Below are 21,287 nucleotides of genomic sequence, written 5' to 3'. Positions count from 1 at the left end.
TGCTGTCAGAGATTATTTGGATTACTATAATCATCGACGGATTCAACTAAAATTAAAAGGACTGAGTCCGATACAATATCGAAAACAATCCTTTAAATAACAGTCTAACTTTTTGGGGTCAGATCATATTCGCCGCACTTTTCATGTCAATTTAATCCTTATTAAAACTTCCATTAAGCATAATACATCTCAAACTCAACTGGATGTGGTGCCATATTTAAACGTTCCACTTCTTTACGTTTGATACTGATAAACGCATCAATAAAATCTTTAGCAAATACGCCACCTTGGGTTAAAAATTCATAGTCTTTTTCTAATGAATTCAATGCTTCTTCTAGTGAACCTGCAACTGCTGGAATATCTTTTAATTCTTCTGGTGGAAGATCATAAAGATTTTTATCCATTGCATCGCCTGGATGGATTTTATTTACCACGCCATCAAGACCTGCCATTAATAATGCAGCAAATGCTAAGTATGGGTTTGCTAAAGGATCAGGAAAACGCGCTTCTATTCGAATCGCTTTCGGGTTGGTTACTGCTGGGATACGGATTGAGGCAGAACGGTTACTTGCCGAGTAAGCAAGCAATACTGGCGCTTCATAACCAGGCACTAAACGTTTATATGAATTAGTACTTGGGTTAGTGAACGCATTTAATGCTTTAGCGTGCTTAATGATACCGCCGATGTAGTAAAGTGCGGTTTCTGAAAGGCCGGCATATTTATCACCTTGGAAAATATTTTTTCCGTCTTTACTTAACGACATATTACAGTGCATGCCTGAACCATTATCTCCAGTAATTGGTTTTGGCATAAAACATGCTGTTTTGCCATGCTCTAATGCCACATTTTGTACCACATATTTATAGATTTGTGTTTCATCCGCTTTCAAGGTTAAGCTGTTGAATTTCGTTGCAATTTCGTTTTGACCTGCGGTTGCCACTTCATGGTGATGAGCTTCGATGACTAATCCCATTTCTTCTAAAATCAAGCACATTTCAGAACGAATATCGTGCGCACTATCAATCGGTGCAACGGCACAATATCCACCTTTTTTCAACGGGCGATAAGCATTATTGCCTTCTTCATATTTTTTATTCGTATTCCAAGCAGCTTCTATATCATCAATAGAAAAAGACGCTTTGTTCATTGATACATTAAAACGCACATCATCAAATAAGAAGAACTCTGGCTCAGGACCAAAGAATGCTTGATCCGCAATACTGGTTGAACGCATATAGTTTTCAGCACGAATAGCAATTGAACGCGGATCACGATCATAGCTTTGCATGGTTGTTGGCTCATAAACACTGCAACGAATAGAAAGCGTTGGAATTTGAGCGAATGGATCGACAACTGCCGTTTCAGCCATTGGCATAAGTAACATATCGGCTTTATTAATGGTCTTCCATCCTTCTACAGAGGAACCATCAAACATCTTGCCGTCTTCAAACATTTCTTCATCCACAAGGCTTACAGGAATGGATACACCATGCTCTTTGCCTTTAATATCGGTGAATCGAAGAAGTACAAATTTCACATTATTTTCTTCAATTAGCTTAAATACATTGGCGATTGCATTTGCGTTTGGCATTAGGGAGTCCTCTATAATTAGTTCGATTAAAATAAGTACGCATTATAACGTAACCATACTATTTTTTCATGAGATTTATTTTTCTTATTCTAGTCATAGCAGAAAAAGAAAAATGCATGTATAATTTTTGCCCTTTCGACAAATGTAGAAACGTAGGGTGCAACTCGTTGCACCATTTTTTATGTAACGATGTAATAAAAATTGCATCTCATCTAATCAAAGCATTAAACAATGAAAAACGAAATTGATATTAAAAAACTCCGTAACATCGCAATTATTGCGCACGTTGACCATGGTAAAACCACTCTTGTAGATAAACTTCTTCAACAATCTGGTACTTTTGAATCTGCACGTGGTGATGTAGATGAACGCGTTATGGACTCAAACGATCTTGAAAAAGAACGTGGCATTACCATTCTTGCAAAAAATACCGCGATTAACTGGAATGACTACCGCATTAACATCGTGGACACTCCAGGGCACGCAGACTTCGGTGGTGAAGTTGAACGCGTACTTTCTATGGTAGATTCTGTTCTATTAGTTGTTGATGCTTTTGATGGCCCAATGCCACAAACGCGTTTCGTAACACAAAAAGCGTTCGCTCATGGTTTAAAACCTATCGTAGTAATTAATAAAGTTGACCGCCCTGGTGCGCGCCCTGACTGGGTTGTGGATCAAGTATTTGACTTATTCGTAAATCTTGGTGCAACAGATGAACAGTTAGACTTCCCAATTATCTATGCTTCAGCATTAAATGGTGTCGCAGGTCTTGAGCATGAAGAATTAGCAGAAGATATGACCCCGTTATTTGAAGCTATTGTGAAACATGTAGAACCGCCAAAAGTAGAACTTGATGCGCCATTCCAAATGCAAATTTCACAATTAGACTACAACAACTATGTAGGTGTTATCGGCATTGGTCGTATTAAGCGTGGTTCGATTAAACCAAACCAACCGGTTACTATCATCAATAGTGAAGGAAAAACTCGTCAAGGTCGTATCGGTCAAGTACTTGGACATCTTGGTTTACAACGTTATGAAGAAGACGTTGCTTATGCTGGCGATATTGTTGCTATCACTGGTTTAGGAGAATTAAATATTTCTGATACGATTTGTGATATCAACGCAGTTGAAGCACTGCCATCATTAACGGTTGATGAACCAACAGTCACCATGTTCTTCTGTGTAAATACCTCTCCATTCGCGGGACAAGAAGGTAAATACGTCACATCGCGTCAAATTCTTGAACGTTTAAATAAAGAATTGGTTCACAACGTGGCGTTACGCGTAGAAGAAACCCCAAACCCAGATGAATTCCGTGTTTCTGGTCGTGGCGAATTACATCTTTCTGTATTAATTGAAAATATGCGTCGTGAAGGTTATGAACTTGCCGTTTCTCGCCCTAAAGTAATCTATCGTGATATTGACGGTAAAAAACAAGAGCCGTACGAACAAGTAACTATTGATGTGGAAGAACAACATCAAGGTTCTGTGATGGAGGCATTGGGTATCCGTAAAGGTGAAGTTCGAGATATGTTACCAGACGGTAAAGGCCGTGTTCGCTTAGAATACATCATTCCTAGCCGTGGATTAATTGGCTTCCGTGGTGACTTTATGACCATGACTTCTGGTACAGGCTTACTTTACTCAAGCTTTAGCCACTATGATGAAATCAAAGGTGGAGATATCGGTCAACGTAAAAATGGTGTGTTGATTTCTAATGCAACAGGTAAAGCACTGGGTTACGCATTATTTGGCTTACAAGAACGTGGTAAGTTAATGATTGATGCAAACGTAGAAGTTTACGAAGGTCAAATTATCGGTATTCATAGCCGTTCAAATGACTTAACCGTGAACTGCTTACAAGGTAAAAAACTAACCAATATGCGTGCTTCAGGTAAAGACGATGCGATTGTGCTGACTACACCTGTAAAATTCAGTCTTGAACAAGCGATTGAATTTATCGACGACGATGAATTAGTAGAAGTGACACCTGAGTCGATTCGTATCCGTAAAAAACTTTTAACGGAAAACGATCGTAAACGTGCAAATCGTACAACGACAAGTACTAGCACGCATTAATAAACAACGCTAGCACGAAAATTTGTAAAAATTAACCGCACTTTGGAATACAACTAAAGTGCGGTTATTTTTATGCTCAATTTACTAAGGAGAAAGTCTTTCTCTAATCCAATTATCACTTTCTTTGCGATAACGAATGCGATCATGTAAACGGCTTGGACGCCCCTGCCAAAATTCCACGGTTTCTGGCACAACTAAATAGCCGCCCCAATAATCTGGTCGAGGCACCTTTAACGGATGTTTAGCAGCAACTAATGCGGCTTTTGCTAGCAAAGATTTATAATTAGAAATCACCGCACTTTGCTCACTTGCCCAAGCCCCTATACGACTGGTGTAAGGTCGGGTAGCAAAATATTTATCGGATTGTTCTGCTGGGATTTTAACCGCCTTACCTTCAATTCGTACTTGGCGTTCCAATTCAGGCCAAAAGAAAGTCAGCGCGACATAAGGATTGCGCTCAATACAGCAGCCCTTTCGGCTAAGATAATTCGTAAAAAAGACAAATCCTTGCTCATTGACTTCTTTTAGCAATACCATTCGGCTATTTGGGCGACCTTGTTCATCAACAGTCGCAATATTCATTGCAGTAGGCTCGTTAACTTGCGCATGAATTGCCTCTTTCTGCCACTGTTCAAATTGCGAGATTGGATTTTCATGGCAATCATGTTGTGAAAGCACGCGTTTAGTATATTCATCGCGAATATTGTGTAACTCCATTTTCTCTCCTTTCAAATTTGATGAAAAATGCAAATAGAATAAAGTCTGTGAAATCGTTCGTCAATTTTCATAAAATAAAACTCAAATGACATCGAATCTTGCAATTATTTGAAATATGCGTATTATCTAGCCCCCTATATTCAACCTCGGGTTCCCTAACCCCGATTTATTTAAACTAAAAAGGTACAACATGAAATTAAACTCTCCGATCTTTAATGATCAACAAAAACGTCGTGCAATCATCTGGCTCAGCTTTTTCCATATATTCATCATTGCAGCGAGCAATTACTTTGTACAAATCCCTTTTGAAATCACGCTAAAATTAACCGCACTTGGTGCAGCAAACGATTTTTCTTTCCACAGCACTTGGGGTACGCTAACGTTCCCATTTATCTTTTTAGCTACAGATTTAACCGTACGCATTTTCGGTGCGGAAGATGCGAGAAAAATCATCTTCGTGGTGATGTTTCCTTCACTTATTGTAAGTTACGTCATATCAGTTTTATTCTCTGAAAGCAAATTCCAAGGTTTCGAATCATTAACGCATTTTGATCTGTTTGTATTCCGTATTGCTATTGCGAGCTTTGCAGCTTATGTTGTAGGACAATTGCTTGATGTGATCGTATTTAACCGCTTACGCCAGTTAAAAACATGGTGGGTGGCGCCAACTAGCTCAATGACATTTGGCTCAATGGCGGATACATTCGTTTTCTTCAGTGTAGCCTTCTATCAAAGTGCAGATCCGTTCATGGCTGAACACTGGGCACAACTCGGCTTTGTAGATTATCTATTTAAATTATTTATAGGAATTATCTTGTTCGTCCCAGCCTATGGCGTAGTATTAAATGTTATTTTACGAAAACTACAAATGCTCGTAGCAGAACGCGTTCCTGCATAAACCAAATTTCTGGCGCATATAAAACAATTAACTCCGCTCTTTTGAGTGGGGTTAATTATTAAGAAACTCATTAAATCGCTTGAGAGCGCAATAAAACCGCCCCATTATATTCTCTACACTTACATTGCTAAAATAGCTCGGTAAAAAAGTATAAATTTATAACCGCACTTTTTTATATCAAAAAAACATATTTTCTAGCTAAAAGTTATTGGCGCTACCTTCTTATTTTTTTAGAAAATACCGACCTACTTAGTTCTAAAATAGAAGGAATATTTATGCTTTTAACCGGATTACTTTGCGGAATTTTACTCGGATTTGTGATGCAGCGTGGGCGCTTTTGTATTACTGGCGCATTTCGCGATATGTATGTCACCAAAAATAACAAAATGTTTGTAGCTCTTCTATTGGCGATTACTGTGCAATCTATTGGTTTCTTTCTTTTAAAAGAAATCGGTGTATTAAATGTCGATCCAGCTGAAAATTTTGCCTTTTTAGCGGTAATTATCGGTGCCTTTGTGTTTGGTATCGGCATTGTTCTTGCTGGCGGTTGTGCGACAGGTACGTGGTATCGTGCTGCGGAAGGCCTAGTCGGCAGTTGGATCGCGTTATTCACTTATATGTTATTAAGTGCCATCATGCGTACTGGCCCATTAGGCGAATTCAATAAAACTTTACGCAGTATCAATATTGAACAACGCAATATTTACGATACATTCGGTATTTCACCTTGGTGGTTAGTCGCATTATTAACTTTAGTGACGGCTTTCTATGTGTACAAACATCTCAGCAAACCAAGCGCAAAAGTCGCGGCATTAAAACCAAAGAAAACGGGACTTACCCACTTATTATTTGAGAAACGCTGGCACCCATTTTTCTCAGCCGTGTTAATCGGATTAATCGCACTTGCCGCTTGGCCACTCAGTGTCGCTACTGGCCGTGAGTTTGGACTTGGGATCACTGGTCCATCAGCTAATATCATGCAATTCCTTGTTACGGGCGACGGTAAATTTATTAACTGGGGCGTATTCTTAGTCTTAGGGATTTTTATTGGGTCATTCATCGGCGCTAAAGTAAGTAATGAATTTCGTGTTCGCGTACCGGATGCCACCACGATTCTACGCAGCGGACTCGGCGGTATTCTTATGGGTATTGGTGCAACCCTTGCAGGTGGCTGCTCTATCGGTAATGGCTTAGTCGAAACCGCCTTTTTCTCTTGGCAAGGTTGGGTCTCATTGCCATTGATGATTCTCGGCACTTGGGTGGCCGCCTACTTCACCATTATCCGTCCACAACGTTTAAAATTAACAAAAGCATCATAAGGAGTTTATATGATCGTTAAATTACCAACACTCGGACTTGTTTGCCCATTTCCTCTCGTTGAAGCCAAGGAAGCCATGGCTAAGTTAAATAAAGGCGATGGCCTAGAAATTGAATTCGACTGCACACAAGCCACAGAGGCTATTCCTGCTTGGGCTGCTGAAGAAGGTTATGAAGTGACAAACTTCGAACAAATTGATGATGCAAAATGGTCAATTACAGTGATTAAATAATAAAAAAGTGCGGTCAGAAAAATATATAAATTTCTGACCGCACTTTTGCTATTAAGTTTGGAAACCTATTTTGCCTATTTCGACAAATCAAAACCAATTTTCCAAAAACCCATATCAAGTAGCTTCATTTGAGGATAATCAAGAGTTTTTTCTTCCCCATCAAATTCATATTTAATTAAAAATTCACTTCTTAACTTTTCCAGTTTTTCTTGATGCTCTTCATCTTCATAAAATTTAATTAATTTCTGCAAAGACGCTATATTGTAATTTCCTGTCGTCACGTTATTCTTTTTAACTGCATCAACAAAGAAACGATCATAAGCCGGTACACAACCTAAAGTTCCCAATAAAATCTTAGAAACTAAAATACTTGAAATATCTTGTGGATTATCTTTTGAATTATCTTGTGAAATATCTTTTTTTCCTTTTGGTTTCTTTACCTTCGAACGAAACGGATCATAAATCTTCTTTATTTCCGTATTTAATTCATCCAGTAAAGAGCAAATTTCTTCATTATTTAATTCATTACATTCTAAACCCAATAATTTGTCATATTTTTGTTTTAAAATTTCTTCCACAACAGAAGTATGGATAGTGTAATCATATTGCAATAAAAAGGACGAACCTCTATACATCCCCCAACTGGCTAAATAGAACGCCAGATGTAAACTTAAATTATCAACATTATCTTTTTCAGGATTTTGTCTAGCTTCATAAAACTGAGCATAACAATGTTCCCAAGAACGGTATCGATGTCTATCTTGTACTTTAAGTTCCTCATAAAACTCTCTAGTTTTTTTAATAAACTCATCAATAATCGCCATTAAATTTTCCTTATCAAAATGTAAAGCTAAAAAAATACGGTTAAAAACGGAATAGTTTTAACCGCACTTTTGCTTTAATAAATCGAAATAATTAAATTAATTCTACCGGTACTTTCACCACCAGTTTTTTCACGAAACTTGATTTACCGTTTACAGTACAGCCCGGTTTATGGGGTTCATAAGGGAAAAAGACGGCGAACATTTTTGGTAAAAGTGTTACCGTGCTTTTATCTTCAATTTGTGGGGTAAGTTGGTAATCATCGGCATCACGATATTCATCGTATAAGCTGAGATTTGGATAAGTCGCGCTTACTTCAACATTTTCTTCGCCACGAATAAGTAATTGAATATCTAGATATTTGTGGTGAAGTTCAGCTTGTTTGCTATCCGCTTCAACCGTATCAAATTCCATGACATTCATATAAACTTGATCGCTTAAATCATGACGGCCATTTTCTAATGTTTCAAAATCTAACGTGTTGAGATGATCGCAAATGTCCGCGATAACTTTTGGTAAACCCACTTTGAAATTTGGGTTATTTAATGCACTGATAATCATAGTGTCTCCTTACGTATGTATTTGTATGAGAATATGATAACAAGTTGCTTATATTAAATAAAGTTACCAATAAATTTAAAACTCTGTATAATAAGCGAGCTTTATTTTCTACATTAGCGTGCGGCTATCAAAAGCAATTTTAAGCGCTCGAAAGTGCGGTTATTTTTACAAAAGATTTCTTTTGCTAGTCGCAATCTGGAAAATAAGGCATTGTTTTTAATATAAATTTTAAGGAAAACATTGTGAATCCAATTGTTAAACAATTTAAATACGGTCAACACACCGTTACTCTAGAAACCGGCGCGATTGCACGTCAAGCAACGGCTGCGGTTATGGCAAGCATGGACGATACCACGGTATTCGTGACTGTTGTTGCTAAAAAAGATGTAAAAGAAGGTCAAGACTTCTTCCCATTAACCGTAAACTATCAAGAGCGTACTTATGCGGCAGGTAAAATCCCTGGTGGTTTCTTCAAACGTGAAGGTCGTCCATCTGAAGGCGAAACTTTAATTGCACGTTTAATCGACCGTCCAATTCGTCCATTATTCCCAGAAGGTTTCTTCAACGAAATCCAAGTTGTGGCAACTGTAGTTTCTGTAAACCCACAAATCAGCCCTGACTTAGTGGCAATGATCGGTGCTTCTGCAGCATTAACCTTATCTGGCGTGCCTTTCAATGGTCCTATCGGTGCAGCACGTGTTGGTTTTATCGACAACCAATTCGTATTAAACCCAACTATGGCTGAACAAAAACAAAGCCGTTTAGACTTAGTGGTTGCGGGTACGGACAAAGCAGTATTAATGGTTGAATCTGAAGCAGACATTTTAACTGAAGAACAAATGTTAGCGGCGGTCGTATTCGGTCATCAACAACAACAAGTCGTGATTGAAGCTATCAAAGAATTTGCAAAAGAAGCAGGCAAACCACGTTGGGATTGGGTTGCACCACAACCAAACACAGATTTAATCAATAAAGTAAAAGCGATTGCTGAAGCACGTTTAGGCAATGCATACCGCATTACTGAAAAACAAGCTCGTTACGAACAAATCGATGCGATTAAGGCAGATGTGATTGCACAAATCACAGCAGAAGATGAAGAAATCAGCGAAGGTAAAATCGTAGATATTTTCACCGCACTTGAAAGTCAAATCGTTCGTGGCCGTATCATTGCAGGTGAGCCACGTATTGATGGCCGTACCGTTGATACTGTTCGTGCATTAGACATTTGTACTGGTGTATTACCACGTACTCATGGTTCTGCGATTTTCACCCGTGGTGAAACGCAAGCATTAGCTGTTGCAACGTTAGGTACTGAACGTGATGCACAAATCATTGATGAATTAACCGGTGAACGTCAAGATCACTTCTTATTCCACTACAACTTCCCTCCATACTCTGTAGGTGAAACCGGTATGATTGGCTCACCAAAACGTCGTGAGATCGGTCACGGTCGTTTAGCAAAACGTGGTGTAGCAGCAGTTATGCCAAGCCTTGCGGAATTCCCGTATGTGGTGCGTGTTGTATCTGAAATCACTGAATCTAACGGTTCTTCTTCTATGGCGTCTGTATGTGGTGCGTCTTTAGCATTAATGGATGCAGGTGTACCAATCAAAGCCGCTGTTGCAGGTATCGCAATGGGCTTAGTGAAAGAAGAAGATAAATTCGTGGTGCTTTCAGATATCTTAGGGGATGAAGACCACTTAGGTGATATGGACTTTAAAGTGGCTGGTACACGTGAAGGTGTAACCGCCCTTCAAATGGACATCAAAATTGAAGGTATCACCCCTGAAATTATGCAAATTGCATTAAACCAAGCGAAAAGTGCACGTATGCATATTCTTGGTGTAATGGAACAAGCAATCCCTGCTCCACGCGCGGATATTTCCGATTACGCACCACGCATCTACACAATGAAAATTGATCCTAAGAAAATCAAAGATGTCATTGGTAAAGGTGGCGCAACAATTCGTTCACTAACTGAAGAAACTGGTACATCGATTGATATTGATGACGATGGTACAGTGAAAATTGCCGCAGTAGATAGCAATGCAGCGAAAAACGTAATGGGACGTATTGAGGAAATCGTTGCAGAAGTTGAAGCTGGTGCAATTTACAAAGGTAAAGTCACTCGTCTTGCTGATTTTGGCGCATTCGTAGCAATCGTTGGAAATAAAGAAGGTTTAGTTCATATTTCTCAAATTGCTGAAGAGCGCGTAGAAAAAGTTAGCGATTACCTCCAAGTGGGTCAAGAAGTAAACGTAAAAGTTGTTGAAATCGATCGTCAAGGTCGTATTCGTTTAACAATGAAAGACTTGGCTCCAAAACAAGAAACTGAAATTAACCAAGAAGATTCTGTAGAAGAACAAGAATAATCTTGGAATATCGAATCAAAACTTGGTAGCACTCGCTGCCAAGTTTTGTTGTTTTCCAACTTTTAGGCATAAAGAAAGCAAATGCGGTGTTTTCGCTTATCTCGCCATTTTATAGTCTATTTATTTAGCTTATGTGCGATCTTACTTCTTGCTGGCTGTGTTCAGTCTAGGGGCGGTTTTGTGTCTAAAAATCATGTCGTGTTGGCTGAACAAAATCCAAATACTCACTTTGAACAAGAAGTGATGATCGTACGATTAAGCCAAGTACTACTGGTTGGAAAAATGAGTAATGAAGAACGTGCATCGCTACATTTTGAACGTGGCGTACTCTATGATTCCCTTGGATTATGGGGACTTGCTCGTTACGATTTTACTCAAGCCCTTGCATTACAGCCTAAAATGGCATCTGTATACAATTACTTAGGGCTTTATTTATTGCTTGAAGAAGATTACGACGGTGCATTGGAAGCATTCAATACGGTGTTTGAATTAGATTCAGGTTATGACTATACCCACCTTAATCGTGGTTTAAATTTTTATTATGTAGGGCGCTACCATCTTGCTCAGCAAGATTTCTTACAGTTCTACCAAGCCGATACAAAAGATCCCTATCGTGTCTTATGGCTATATTTGAACGAACAAAAATTAAAACCACAAGAAGCCCAAACAAACCTTGTTGAACGAGCAAAAGGGCTATCAGAGGACTTCTGGGGTACAAACATCGTTCAATATTACTTAGGACACATCTCTGTAGAAGAATTACAACAACGTGCAAGTGAATTTGCTGAAAATTCACAACAATATGCTGAAATTCTCACAGAAACCTATTTTTATCTAGCAAAACAAAAACTCAATGTAGGGCTAGTAGATGAAGCGGCAGCTTTATTTAAACTAGCTATGGCAAATCAGGTTTATAACTTTGTTGAGTATCGTTTTGCCGCGTTTGAACTAATGAAATTAAAACCGGTTCAAACAGAAGACGAAAAAGAAGAGAAAAGTGCGGTAACAAAAGCGATTGTTTTCTAAAAATCAATCAAAACTCACCGCTCTTTACAGTAGAACGAATAGAAAAATTCATTCGCTCTGCTCAACTTAATAAACCGAAGGCCTCTTTGAGCTTCCTTATTTATATTCGAGTATTTTAATGACTGACAAAATTACTTTTAATGACTTAGGTTTACCTGAGTTCATCTTAAAAGCTGTTTCTGACTTAGGTTTTGAAACCCCTTCTCCAATTCAACAAGCTTGTATCCCGCATTTGCTCAGTGGCAATGATGTGCTAGGTATGGCACAAACGGGTAGTGGTAAAACCGCTGCTTTTGCACTGCCTTTATTAGCGCAAATCGATCCAAGTGAAAAACATCCACAAATGTTAGTGATGGCTCCAACTCGCGAACTTGCTATTCAAGTTGCCGATGCGTGCGAACAATTTGTTAAATATGCTCATGGCACTCGCATTGTTACTTTATATGGTGGCCAACGTTATGACATCCAACTTCGTGCATTAAAACAAGGCGCACAAGTGGTTGTGGGTACACCAGGTCGTATTCTTGACCATATTCGTCGCGGAACATTAAATCTTTCAGAACTTCGTTTTATCGTATTAGATGAAGCAGATGAAATGCTACGCATGGGTTTCATTGATGATGTAGAAACCGTCATGGCAGAATTACCAGAAAATCACCAAACAGCGTTATTCTCTGCAACAATGCCTGAACCGATCCGTCGTATTACAAAACGTTTTATGAATGATCCGAAAGAAGTGAAGATCAAAGTTAATAACGAAAATGCCCCAGATATCAACCAAAGTTGTTGGTATGTGCACGGCGTGCGTAAAAATGAAGCCCTTCTTCGTTTCTTAGAAGTGGAAGATTTTGATGCGGCGATTATCTTTGCTCGCACTAAAACTGGAACTTTAGACATTACAGAACTACTTGAAAAAAATGGTTTCCGTTCTGCCGCACTTAATGGTGATATGACACAACAATTACGCGAACAAACACTCGATCGCTTACGTAACGGCAGTTTAGATATTGTTGTGGCAACCGATGTGGCCGCACGCGGTATTGATATTGAACGCATCAGCCTTGTGGTGAACTACGACATTCCGCTTGATGCAGAATCTTATGTACACAGAATTGGCCGTACTGGTCGTGCTGGCCGTTCTGGTCGTGCTTTATTATTCGTTGAACCTCGTGAGCGTCGTTTACTTCGTAATATTGAACACCTAATGAAAAAAGGTATCAATGAAGTAGAATTGCCAAATCATCTTGTGTTACAAGAATGCCGCCGCAAAAAATTCGTTGCCAAAATTACGAAACAACTCGAGCATCACGATTTAGAACAATATCGTAGTTTATTAGAAGACTTATTCACTGCCGATCAAGATCAAGAAGATATTGCTGCTGCAATGTTAATGTTGTTACAAGGTAAACAAAAATTAATTCTTCCTCCTGATCCACCAATGGAGAAACGTCGTCGTGAACGTAATGAACGAGGTGATCGCCGTGAAAATCCACGTTCAGCTGAACGTCGTGGCGAACGTAAAGGCTACGGAAATCCACAACCAATGGATTTATATCGTATCGAAGTCGGTCGTGCAGATGGTGTAGAAGTTCGCCATATCGTGGGTGCGATTGCTAACGAAGGTGATATCAATAGCCGCTATATTGGTCATATCAAACTTTATGATGACTACACTACCGTTGAATTGCCACAAGGTATGCCGAAAGAATTATTGCAACAATTCGGTAAAACACGCGTATTGAATAAACAAATGCAAATGTCTTTCTTAGGTGCTGTGAAGTCTGATAGTTCCCGTGGCGGCGATAATTTTAACGGTAAACGCAAAGGTCGTGGTGGCGATTTCCGTGGAGAACGCGGACGTAATGAACGCACTGGTGACAATCGTGGAAATCGTAAATTTAATGAAAAAAGTAACCGCACTTTTAGCGATAAACCACGCCGTGATCGCCGAGGATAATATCCTTACGATATAAAGAATAGTGTTATTTCCTAATGTTTTGCATCATTTAAAATTTAGCACTACTCGGTGAACAAAACTTAGCCCCTTGAACCTCAAGGGGCTTTTTATTGTCTATTGGTTAAATTCTAGCTACAATCCCGCAAGCTTTTTATATAGGAAAAATCATTGAAAGGTCTCTTTTTACGTATTATTACTGCCTTGGCTTTGTTGCTTTGGGCTATTGATATGGTATTCCCATGGCAATTTTTACGCCATGCTGAAGAAAACCACTATACAGCAATTCAAGAACGCGGCTCACTCATTGTGGGCACAATGAACAACCCTATTTCTTATTTTATAAATAAAGACGGTGAACGAGGCTTTGAATATGAATTGACTAAAGCATTTGCTGATTCATTGGGTGTAGAACTCGAAATTAAAACTTTCGGTAATCAAGAACAATTATTTAATGAGTTAGATAAGCATAATATTGATTTAGCTGCGGCTCACCTTTTATATCATCCCAATAATGCAGAACGTTTCCAAATTGGCCCAGCGTATCATTCAGCTTCATGGCAATTAGCTTATCGAAAAAATGAACAACGCCCTAAAAATCTAGGCGATATCAAGAAAGAAATTTATATTTCTAATAACTCATCATTGGAAGAAACACTAAAAGAATTACAAAAACAATATCCACAATTAACTTGGAAAAGAAATCAAGCGTTTACTCAAGAAGAACTATTGCTACAACTGTCTGAAGGAAAAATTCCTTACGTTATTGCTAATTCCATTGATATCGCGGCGATCCAACAAATCAAACCAGAATTAGCCATTGCCTTTGATATTACTGATGAAGCAAACATTCACTGGTATTTACCAAATAATCCCTACAACGATCTGCAAGCTGCCTTACTCAATTTTATGAATAATGCACAAGAAACTGGGCTAGTCGATAATTTAAAAGAAAAATATTTAGGGCATATTTCACAATTTGATTACGTGGATACGCGCTCTTATATGAACGCGATTGAAAATATATTGCCACAATTCTCACCGCTCTTTGAAAAATATAAAGGTGAATTAGATTGGCGATTACTCGCAGCAGTCGCTTATCAAGAGTCTCATTGGAATCCAGATGCAACATCACCTACGGGCGTGCGTGGCATAATGATGTTAACTAAAGATACTGCGCAACATATGAAAATCAGCGATAGAACAGATCCTGAACAAAGCATTAAAGCGGGATCAGAATATTTACACTGGCTGATTAGTCAAATTCCAGAAACCATTGAAAAAGAAGAAAGAATTTGGTTTGCCTTAGCCGCCTATAACATGGGGCTGGGACACTTAATTGATGCACGTCGTTTAACTAAAAATCTTGGCGGAAATCCAGATAATTGGCTAGATGTGAAAAAAAATCTGCCTTTATTAGCAGAAAAACGCTATTATTCCCAACTGAAATACGGCTATGCGCGAGGCTATGAAGCGCACCAATATGTAGAAAATATTCGCCGCTATATGAATAGCATAGTGAATTATCATCGGGTCCAAGAAAATCAAACAACGAATGATAATGCAAACAACGAAAGTGCGGTTGGGAATTCAGAAGAAATAAAAGAAAAAAAGGATAAATAAAATGTTAAAACGCAAAACTTTTCTTAAAAAGAAAACCAATTTACAACAAACCTCTTTATCACGTAATCTACGTTTGAGACGCTTGAAACACCGAAAACAACAGCAATTTGCGAGACATTCATTACAATTTGTCGTACAAGAAATTTGTTGCTAATTAAAGCATCTCTATCCAACAAAAAAACGGGTTAAAACTTATTAGTCTTAACCCGTTTCTTATCAAAATTTATACTGTTTAGCTTAAGCTAAAGGAATCTCTGCATCTGGCTCGCCAGTTAAGCGATTACGTAAATCGCGACGAATAACCTCAATAGTCCAGAACCAGAAAATATGCCCAACTAATTCTGAAATATGTTCATATAGCGGCCATTCTGCAACCGGTGGGGTTAAACCTAGTGCTGGGAAAGTAATATAGTGCACGCAAATATTAGCAATAATCCCTGCGCCAATACCTTGCCAAAATTTAATTTTTGGAAAACGTTCTGCGACTAAGCAATAACCAACCGCAAAAACTAAAGAAAAGATCATATGGGTAACACCAATCCAATTGAATGCATGATCAGCAAAGGTAAATGCAGCATCTGTTGGATCAATACCTAAATAATCACGTAAGAACACATGTGGTGGATTTAAAAACGCACGGGAACATACTGCCAGCACTTGATCCTGTGTTAAACCTGTAATATCCACTTTACAAGCAGCCGCAAAGAAATCAATTGGACTACGCGGTGGAAATGGATGCTCTGCGCCCCATTTAACAAAAGCGGAAATAATCCCTGCAACGATACCAACAAATACTGCCACGCCATAACGACGACGGTTTGCTGGACTTTGAGTAAAAATACCTGACATATTTTGCTCTCCAATAAAAGTAAAGAAAAAATAACCGCACTTTTATGCCATTATTTATACAATTTAAAGTGCGATCCCTATTTTGTCGATATAACAAAATATGGGTAGAATACTAGAATGTTTTATGGATTAGTCAAGTTATTATTCTGATTTCACACCAAGATTCCCTATTTTTACGCCTAATAATCCAATAAAAACAGGATCGAAATAATCACCCAGAAATTTGAATAATTCATTTAGTTCTGTAAAAGAGCGTTGAATTTTTATTTGATCTTCTACTTTGCGAACGAACTCATAACGTACTCTATTTTCTTCAAAATATGCCGTTAAAGTTAGGTAAATAGTTTCAAAAAAATGGCTTTTAGCCCCCTCTTCACCAGGATCACTAATGCGTACATTCCATGTATTATTAAATAGGACTTGAGGCTGATTTGACATTTTTATACTCCTTTTTACTATTTTTAGCCTAAGAAAAACCCGATTATAAAGTTTCTGTAATCAAAAAATTTATAATCGGGCTTTTCAAACATTTTCCCTGCGTGTTTCGCTTTACGTTGGTAACTACCTTTCCCTTTGCGTTTTTTCTCAACACGCTGGCGAAATAATTTATCATGCAATAATGCCATCACTGCATTATCTTTTATCACTCCTCGAGTGTGCAAATAAACGGTTTCATTTTCAACCGCACTTTTTTGTTTCTTTGCCATAATTTTTCCTTAAAAAAGCCGCGGAAGGATTTCCACGGCTGGAGTATTATACGCGCAAACGTTTAAATTACAAAATCTCAAGTACACTTTCTGGCGGGCGCCCGATTTTAGCCTGATTACCATTGATCACAATTGGGCGTTCAATGAGTGCTGAATGTTCACTCATGGCTTTTAATAATTCAGCTTGAGAGAGCTCTAAATTATCTAAATTTAAGCTTTTGTATAAATCATCTTTCGTACGCATCATTTGACGCACATCATCAATTCCTAATTTTTGGGCAATACTTTGTAATTCATCAATGGAATACTGCTTTTGCAAATACAATTCAACTATTGGCTGAACTCCTTGAGTTTCTAATAATGCTAGCGTTTCACGGCTTTTTGAGCAACGTGGGTTGTGATAAATAATAACAGACATAGGATTTCCTCTTAGTAGCTATAAACACTATAAATTTTAACTTATAATGGCAAAAAATACTTATAGGAAAAGAAATTATGCTAGAAATGTTGAAAAGCTGGTACTCACGTCGCTTAAGCGATCCACAAGCGATGGGACTATTAGCAATATTATTATTTGGCTTTATCTCCATTTATTTTTTTGGAGATTTAATCGCGCCGTTGTTGATTGCTCTAGTACTATCCTATTTACTAGAAATGCCGATCAATTTTTTGCATCAACATTTAAAATGCCCAAGAATGCTAGCTACAATCATCATTTTTGGTGGCTTTATTGGACTAGCGACAATCTTCTTTTTAATCCTCATGCCAATGTTATGGAATCAAACTATTTCCTTATTAAGTGATTTGCCTGCAATGTTTAATAAGCTCAATGAATGGTTACTAAACTTACCTGAGCATTATCCTGAACTCATCGACTATTCAATGGTCGATTCTATTTTCAATTCTGTGCGAGAAAAAATCCTTGGTTTTGGTGAATCTGCGGTAAAACTTTCTTTAGCCTCCATTATGAACTTGGTTTCTTTAGGGATTTATGCCTTTTTAGTGCCATTAATGATGTTTTTTATGCTGAAGGATAAATCAGAACTTTTACAAGGGGTGAGCCGTTTCTTACCGAAAAATAGAAACTTAGCTTTCAAAGTATGGAAAGAAATGCAACAGCAAATTTCCAACTACATTCATGGAAAATTGTTAGAAATACTGATTGTCACGCTCATCACCTACATTATTTTCTTAATATTCGGACTAAATTACCCGCTCTTATTAGCTTTTGCGGTGGGTCTTTCTGTTCTGGTCCCTTATATTGGCGCAGTAATTGTCACGATTCCTGTTGCATTGGTTGCGTTATTCCAATTTGGAATCAGCCCAACATTTTGGTATATCATCATCGCTTTTGCTGTGAGCCAGCTCTTAGATGGAAACTTACTCGTTCCTTATTTATTTTCTGAAGCTGTGAATTTACATCCATTGATTATTATCATTTCAGTATTAATTTTCGGCGGTTTATGGGGATTTTGGGGCGTATTCTTTGCCATTCCCTTAGCGACTTTAGTGAAAGCCGTGATAAATGCGTTACCTCAAGATTAAAAGTCTAAATTAAAAAGCTATACAAATAAAAAAATAGTTAACCATGAATTTTTGGTTAACTATTTTTTATTGAAGTTTATTCTAAGAATAGAATTTAACTAAGGTAATTCATCAATTTCCTTATCTACTTTAGGCGGGATCATATGTTCACGGCGTAATCCAACATCGTATGCAATTGCGATTGCAATAAAGATTGAAGAATATGTACCAAACCCAATACCCACAAGTAACGCTAAAGAGAAGTTATGAATTGATGGACCACCAAAAAAGAACAATGCAATAACAACAATTAATGTTGTAGCAGAGGTCATGATGGTTCTTGATAAAGTTTGCGTTAAAGAAACATCAATAATATCAATCGTATCTAGACGTCTTATTTTTCTAAAGTTTTCACGCACACGGTCAAAGACCACGATACTATCGTTAATAGAATAACCCACAACAGATAAAATCGCTGCAACGAAGGTTAAATCAATTTCGATTTGTAACGCTGAAAACACGCCAAGAGTAATAATTACGTCATGCGCAAGGGATGCGATACCGCCGAAACCTAAACGCCATTCAAAGCGAGAACCTACATAAACTAGCATCATGGCTAATGTCGCTAATGTCGCATACACAGCACCTTGTGCCAATTCTTCCCCTACGTTTGGTCCAACGAATTCAACACTACGAATCTTTATACCAGAATCTACTTCTTGGAGCATTCCTTTTACGCGATCGCCAATGCCTGAATCATTATCCGTCGCTGGTAAACGAATCATGACATCTTGAACAGAACCTGTTGTCTGCACAATTGGGCTTTCAATACCATTTTCATGGAGCTTACCACGGATTTTTTCTAAGTCTGCAGATTGTGAAAAATGGGTATCAAAAACAACCCCGCCGGTAAAATCCAATCCCCAGTTAAAGCCTTTTGATACGATAAAAAATAGCGAAACGGCCATTAAAAGTGCGGAAAAAACATAGCCCCATTTACGCACTTTCATAAATTCGGTCAATGGGAACGGGAGTTTAATCCCATTGATTTCACGGATAAAATATCCGTCTTTATCTTTTGCAAAAATTTTCATCGTTCCCTACCTAAATTGATAATTTCTTAAGTTGTTTACCGCCATAAAGCGCATTAACTAATGCTCGAGTTCCTGTAATTGCGGTAAACATTGAAATTGCCACACCAAGTGAAAGCGTAATCGCAAATCCTTGAATTGGGCCTGTCCCCACTGCATACAAGATAATTGCAGTTAAAATTGTCGTTAAGTTCGCATCAAAAATTGAGCTAAACGCCCCGTTGTAACCTTCATTGATTGCTTGTTGAATTGGACGACCATTGCGAATTTCTTCTTTAATACGTTCAAAAATCAACACGTTTGCATCCACCGACATACCTAAGGTTAATACGATACCAGCAATCCCTGGCATGGAAAGTGTCGCACCAGGTAAAATAGACATTAAACCCACTAACAACACGATATTAATGACCAAAGCAAAACTTGCGATAATACCGAACATTTTGTAGTAGAACAGCATAAATAAAATCACAGCGATGAGTCCCCAAAAGCTCGCATTAATCCCTTGCTCCACATTTTGTGCCCCCAAAGATGGGCCAATTGTACGTTCTTCAACAATTTGAATTGGTGCAATTAATGCGCCAGATTTCAGTAAGGTAGAAAGGTTATGCGCTTCCGCGATACTATCAACACCAGTAATTTGGAAATTAGAACTGAAACGACCTTGGATCGTCGCCACATTAATGACTTCCTCATGTTTTTCTAAAATAGTTTTACCATTTTCGTCTTTTTTACCGTTATCTTTATATTCAACATAAAGCGTTGCCATTGGTTTCTTGTAATATTTTTTGGTAGTTTGAGACATAATCTCACCACCTTCACCATCCAAGGTTACACTCACTTGCGGGGTACTTGAATGCTGATCTAAACCAGAACTTGAATTAATAATATGCTCACCACCTAAGACCGCGCGTTTAAATAATGCAACAGGATGACCTTGGCGATCATATTTAACTTCCGAATCAGCTGGCAACATATTACGAGAAATTGCATCGGCCGTAACATTTTGATTTACGATACGAAACTCAAGCGTTGCAGTTGCCCCTAAAATTTCTTTTGCGCGAGCAGTATCTTGAACACCTGGTAATTCAATTACAATACGTTCAGCACCTTGACGTTGAATAACCGCCTCAGATACACCTAATTCAGCAACACGTTTACGCAAAATCGTTAAGTTTTGCTCAATTGCTAAGTCGCGTGCTTCATTTAATGCTGAAGTTGAAAGACCTAAATTGATACTATCGTTATCCAACTCTGTGATATCTAAGGTTGGATGCAACTGATGAATAATACGTTCCGCTTTAGAGCGTTGACTTGCATCGGCCAATGTGACAGAAGTACCAAAATGCTCAGTATTTTTAATTGCCGTATATTGAATTTTTTCTTTGCGAAGTTCATTACGTAAACTGTCTTGTAATTGCTCTTGGCGTTTTACAAGTGCAGCATTCATATCAACTTCCATCAAAAAACGAACTCCACCACGTAAGTCTAATCCCCATTTCATTGGATTAGCACCAAACATACTTAACCAAGTAGGAGTGGCAGGCGCAAGGTTTAATGCAGTGGTGTAATTATTGCCAAGACGTTCAGCAATTTTATCTTTAGCGAGGAGTTGATCATCGGTATTAGTGAAACGAGCTAGAATTGAGCCGTTCTCAAGCACGATAGATTTAGTTGGAAGATTGTTGGTTTTAAGCACATCTTGAACTTGTCCAAGCACGCTAGTATTCGCTTCTTGACCGCGCGTACCGGAAATTTGAACCGCAGGATCTTCACCATAAATATTTGGAAGAGAGTATAAAATCCCGATGGCCACAATAAAAATCACCATCAAATTCTTCCATAATGGATAACGGTTTAACATAGTTTTCCTTTTCTTTTCTAACGCACAGAGCCACAATTCGTGGCTCTGGAAAATA

21 protein-coding genes are annotated in these 21,287 nt (G+C 38.2%); 11 read left to right on the top strand and 10 right to left on the bottom strand.

The genetic code is table 11. From position 1 onward, the window contains the following. A partial coding sequence (locus tag DV415_RS01730) for an IS3 family transposase (protein ID WP_133253116.1) occupies nt 1-100 on the top strand: 100 nt, incomplete at its 5' end. Between the two features lie 73 nt (nt 101-173). On the opposite strand, the gene glnA is transcribed toward DV415_RS01730, so the two are convergent. Then, a complete protein-coding gene (glnA, locus tag DV415_RS01725; protein ID WP_118790584.1) occupies nt 174-1,592 on the bottom strand; it encodes a glutamate--ammonia ligase in 1,419 nt (472 codons plus the stop codon). A 231-nt stretch (nt 1,593-1,823) separates the two neighbouring features. Between glnA and typA the strand changes: the two genes are divergently transcribed. Next, nucleotides 1,824-3,674 carry a translational GTPase TypA gene (gene typA / locus DV415_RS01720; protein ID WP_005655743.1) on the top strand — a complete coding sequence of 617 codons (1,851 nt, stop codon included), beginning with the start codon at nt 1,824-1,826 and terminating at the stop codon, nt 3,672-3,674. Nucleotides 3,675-3,758: 84 nt separating this feature from the next. Here the strand turns inward: typA and pdxH are convergent, their stop codons facing one another. Next, on the bottom strand, nt 3,759-4,391 hold the full coding sequence (pdxH, locus tag DV415_RS01715) for a pyridoxamine 5'-phosphate oxidase (RefSeq protein WP_118790583.1): 633 nt from the start codon (nt 4,389-4,391) through the stop codon (nt 3,759-3,761). Nucleotides 4,392-4,581: 190 nt separating this feature from the next. Between pdxH and DV415_RS01710 the strand changes: the two genes are divergently transcribed. From DV415_RS01710 to DV415_RS01700, 3 genes are all read left to right on the top strand, one after another. Continuing rightward, nucleotides 4,582-5,289 carry a 7-cyano-7-deazaguanine/7-aminomethyl-7-deazaguanine transporter gene (locus DV415_RS01710; protein ID WP_118790582.1) on the top strand — a complete coding sequence of 236 codons (708 nt, stop codon included), beginning with the start codon at nt 4,582-4,584 and terminating at the stop codon, nt 5,287-5,289. 275 nt (nt 5,290-5,564) lie between these two features. Beyond that, the gene (locus tag DV415_RS01705; protein ID WP_118790581.1) at nt 5,565-6,608 is read left to right on the top strand and encodes a YeeE/YedE family protein; all 1,044 of its coding nucleotides are present in this window, start codon (nt 5,565-5,567) and stop codon (nt 6,606-6,608) included. Nucleotides 6,609-6,617: 9 nt separating this feature from the next. Further along, nucleotides 6,618-6,839, top strand: a complete 222-nt coding sequence (locus DV415_RS01700; RefSeq protein ID WP_005631077.1) for a sulfurtransferase TusA family protein — start codon at nt 6,618-6,620, stop codon at nt 6,837-6,839. A 74-nt stretch (nt 6,840-6,913) separates the two neighbouring features. On the opposite strand, the gene DV415_RS01695 is transcribed toward DV415_RS01700, so the two are convergent. Together DV415_RS01695 and nanQ are read right to left on the bottom strand one after the other, a co-directional pair. After that, nucleotides 6,914-7,663, bottom strand: a complete 750-nt coding sequence (locus DV415_RS01695; protein WP_118790580.1) for a hypothetical protein — start codon at nt 7,661-7,663, stop codon at nt 6,914-6,916. 91 nt (nt 7,664-7,754) lie between these two features. Further along, on the bottom strand, nt 7,755-8,222 hold the full coding sequence (gene nanQ / locus DV415_RS01690) for an N-acetylneuraminate anomerase (RefSeq protein WP_118790579.1): 468 nt from the start codon (nt 8,220-8,222) through the stop codon (nt 7,755-7,757). A gap of 242 nt (nt 8,223-8,464) precedes the next feature. On the opposite strand from nanQ, the gene pnp reads away from it, so the two are divergent. From pnp to DV415_RS10170, 5 genes are all read left to right on the top strand, one after another. Continuing rightward, the gene (pnp, locus tag DV415_RS01685) at nt 8,465-10,594 is read left to right on the top strand and encodes a polyribonucleotide nucleotidyltransferase (RefSeq protein WP_118790578.1); all 2,130 of its coding nucleotides are present in this window, start codon (nt 8,465-8,467) and stop codon (nt 10,592-10,594) included. An 81-nt stretch (nt 10,595-10,675) separates the two neighbouring features. Next, the gene (gene nlpI / locus DV415_RS01680) at nt 10,676-11,620 is read left to right on the top strand and encodes a lipoprotein NlpI (protein ID WP_118790577.1); all 945 of its coding nucleotides are present in this window, start codon (nt 10,676-10,678) and stop codon (nt 11,618-11,620) included. Between the two features lie 118 nt (nt 11,621-11,738). Beyond that, entirely contained in the window at nt 11,739-13,577 is a 1,839-nt protein-coding gene (locus DV415_RS01675; RefSeq protein WP_118790576.1) for a DEAD/DEAH box helicase, read from the top strand. 168 nt (nt 13,578-13,745) lie between these two features. Beyond that, nucleotides 13,746-15,197, top strand: a complete 1,452-nt coding sequence (mltF, locus tag DV415_RS01670) for a membrane-bound lytic murein transglycosylase MltF (RefSeq protein WP_118794387.1) — start codon at nt 13,746-13,748, stop codon at nt 15,195-15,197. Between the two features lies 1 nt (nt 15,198). Continuing rightward, nucleotides 15,199-15,351, top strand: a complete 153-nt coding sequence (locus DV415_RS10170) for a hypothetical protein (RefSeq protein WP_005631066.1) — start codon at nt 15,199-15,201, stop codon at nt 15,349-15,351. Between the two features lie 83 nt (nt 15,352-15,434). Here the strand turns inward: DV415_RS10170 and DV415_RS01665 are convergent, their stop codons facing one another. From DV415_RS01665 to arsC, 4 genes are all read right to left on the bottom strand, one after another. Continuing rightward, nucleotides 15,435-16,046 (bottom strand): YagU family protein, encoded by a 612-nt coding sequence (locus tag DV415_RS01665; RefSeq protein ID WP_118775543.1) that lies wholly within the window; start codon nt 16,044-16,046, stop codon nt 15,435-15,437. Between the two features lie 141 nt (nt 16,047-16,187). Next, entirely contained in the window at nt 16,188-16,484 is a 297-nt protein-coding gene (locus tag DV415_RS01660) for a DUF5377 family protein (RefSeq protein WP_005638898.1), read from the bottom strand. 23 nt (nt 16,485-16,507) lie between these two features. Beyond that, nucleotides 16,508-16,753, bottom strand: coding sequence for an alternative ribosome-rescue factor A (locus tag DV415_RS01655; RefSeq protein WP_118793756.1), 246 nt, complete (start codon nt 16,751-16,753; stop codon nt 16,508-16,510). A gap of 67 nt (nt 16,754-16,820) precedes the next feature. Further along, on the bottom strand, nt 16,821-17,171 hold the full coding sequence (gene arsC, locus DV415_RS01650; RefSeq protein ID WP_118793755.1) for an arsenate reductase (glutaredoxin): 351 nt from the start codon (nt 17,169-17,171) through the stop codon (nt 16,821-16,823). A gap of 77 nt (nt 17,172-17,248) precedes the next feature. On the opposite strand from arsC, the gene DV415_RS01645 reads away from it, so the two are divergent. After that, nucleotides 17,249-18,298: an AI-2E family transporter gene (locus tag DV415_RS01645; protein WP_046943293.1), complete on the top strand. Its 1,050-nt coding sequence runs from the start codon at nt 17,249-17,251 to the stop codon at nt 18,296-18,298. Nucleotides 18,299-18,396: 98 nt separating this feature from the next. On the opposite strand, the gene secF is transcribed toward DV415_RS01645, so the two are convergent. Then, entirely contained in the window at nt 18,397-19,371 is a 975-nt protein-coding gene (gene secF / locus DV415_RS01640) for a protein translocase subunit SecF (RefSeq protein WP_118790572.1), read from the bottom strand. A gap of 10 nt (nt 19,372-19,381) precedes the next feature. Beyond that, entirely contained in the window at nt 19,382-21,232 is a 1,851-nt protein-coding gene (secD, locus tag DV415_RS01635; protein WP_118790571.1) for a protein translocase subunit SecD, read from the bottom strand. Nucleotides 21,233-21,287: the final 55 nt, after the last annotated feature.

The organism is Haemophilus haemolyticus, assembly GCF_003490595.1.
Taxonomy (GTDB): Bacteria; Pseudomonadota; Gammaproteobacteria; order Enterobacterales; family Pasteurellaceae; genus Haemophilus; species Haemophilus haemolyticus_L.
Note: the sequence above shows the minus strand (reverse complement) of the source record. Positions and strands in the feature narration are given on the sequence as shown.

Excerpts from the sequence above, each read along its gene's own strand:
- glnA (WP_118790584.1), bottom strand. The coding sequence starts at position 1,592 with ATGCCAAACGCAAATGCAATCGCCAATGTATTTAAGCTAATTGAAGAA.
- typA (WP_005655743.1), top strand. The coding sequence starts at position 1,824 with ATGAAAAACGAAATTGATATTAAAAAACTCCGTAACATCGCAATTATT.
- pdxH (WP_118790583.1), bottom strand. The coding sequence starts at position 4,391 with ATGGAGTTACACAATATTCGCGATGAATATACTAAACGCGTGCTTTCA.
- DV415_RS01710 (WP_118790582.1), top strand. The coding sequence starts at position 4,582 with ATGAAATTAAACTCTCCGATCTTTAATGATCAACAAAAACGTCGTGCA.
- DV415_RS01705 (WP_118790581.1), top strand. The coding sequence starts at position 5,565 with ATGCTTTTAACCGGATTACTTTGCGGAATTTTACTCGGATTTGTGATG.
- DV415_RS01700 (WP_005631077.1), top strand. The coding sequence starts at position 6,618 with ATGATCGTTAAATTACCAACACTCGGACTTGTTTGCCCATTTCCTCTC.
- DV415_RS01695 (WP_118790580.1), bottom strand. The coding sequence starts at position 7,663 with ATGGCGATTATTGATGAGTTTATTAAAAAAACTAGAGAGTTTTATGAG.
- nanQ (WP_118790579.1), bottom strand. The coding sequence starts at position 8,222 with ATGATTATCAGTGCATTAAATAACCCAAATTTCAAAGTGGGTTTACCA.
- nlpI (WP_118790577.1), top strand. The coding sequence starts at position 10,676 with ATGCGGTGTTTTCGCTTATCTCGCCATTTTATAGTCTATTTATTTAGC.
- DV415_RS01675 (WP_118790576.1), top strand. The coding sequence starts at position 11,739 with ATGACTGACAAAATTACTTTTAATGACTTAGGTTTACCTGAGTTCATC.
- DV415_RS10170 (WP_005631066.1), top strand. The coding sequence starts at position 15,199 with ATGTTAAAACGCAAAACTTTTCTTAAAAAGAAAACCAATTTACAACAA.
- DV415_RS01665 (WP_118775543.1), bottom strand. The coding sequence starts at position 16,046 with ATGTCAGGTATTTTTACTCAAAGTCCAGCAAACCGTCGTCGTTATGGC.
- DV415_RS01660 (WP_005638898.1), bottom strand. The coding sequence starts at position 16,484 with ATGTCAAATCAGCCTCAAGTCCTATTTAATAATACATGGAATGTACGC.
- DV415_RS01655 (WP_118793756.1), bottom strand. The coding sequence starts at position 16,753 with ATGGCAAAGAAACAAAAAAGTGCGGTTGAAAATGAAACCGTTTATTTG.
- arsC (WP_118793755.1), bottom strand. The coding sequence starts at position 17,171 with ATGTCTGTTATTATTTATCACAACCCACGTTGCTCAAAAAGCCGTGAA.
- DV415_RS01645 (WP_046943293.1), top strand. The coding sequence starts at position 17,249 with ATGCTAGAAATGTTGAAAAGCTGGTACTCACGTCGCTTAAGCGATCCA.
- secF (WP_118790572.1), bottom strand. The coding sequence starts at position 19,371 with ATGAAAATTTTTGCAAAAGATAAAGACGGATATTTTATCCGTGAAATC.
- secD (WP_118790571.1), bottom strand. The coding sequence starts at position 21,232 with ATGTTAAACCGTTATCCATTATGGAAGAATTTGATGGTGATTTTTATT.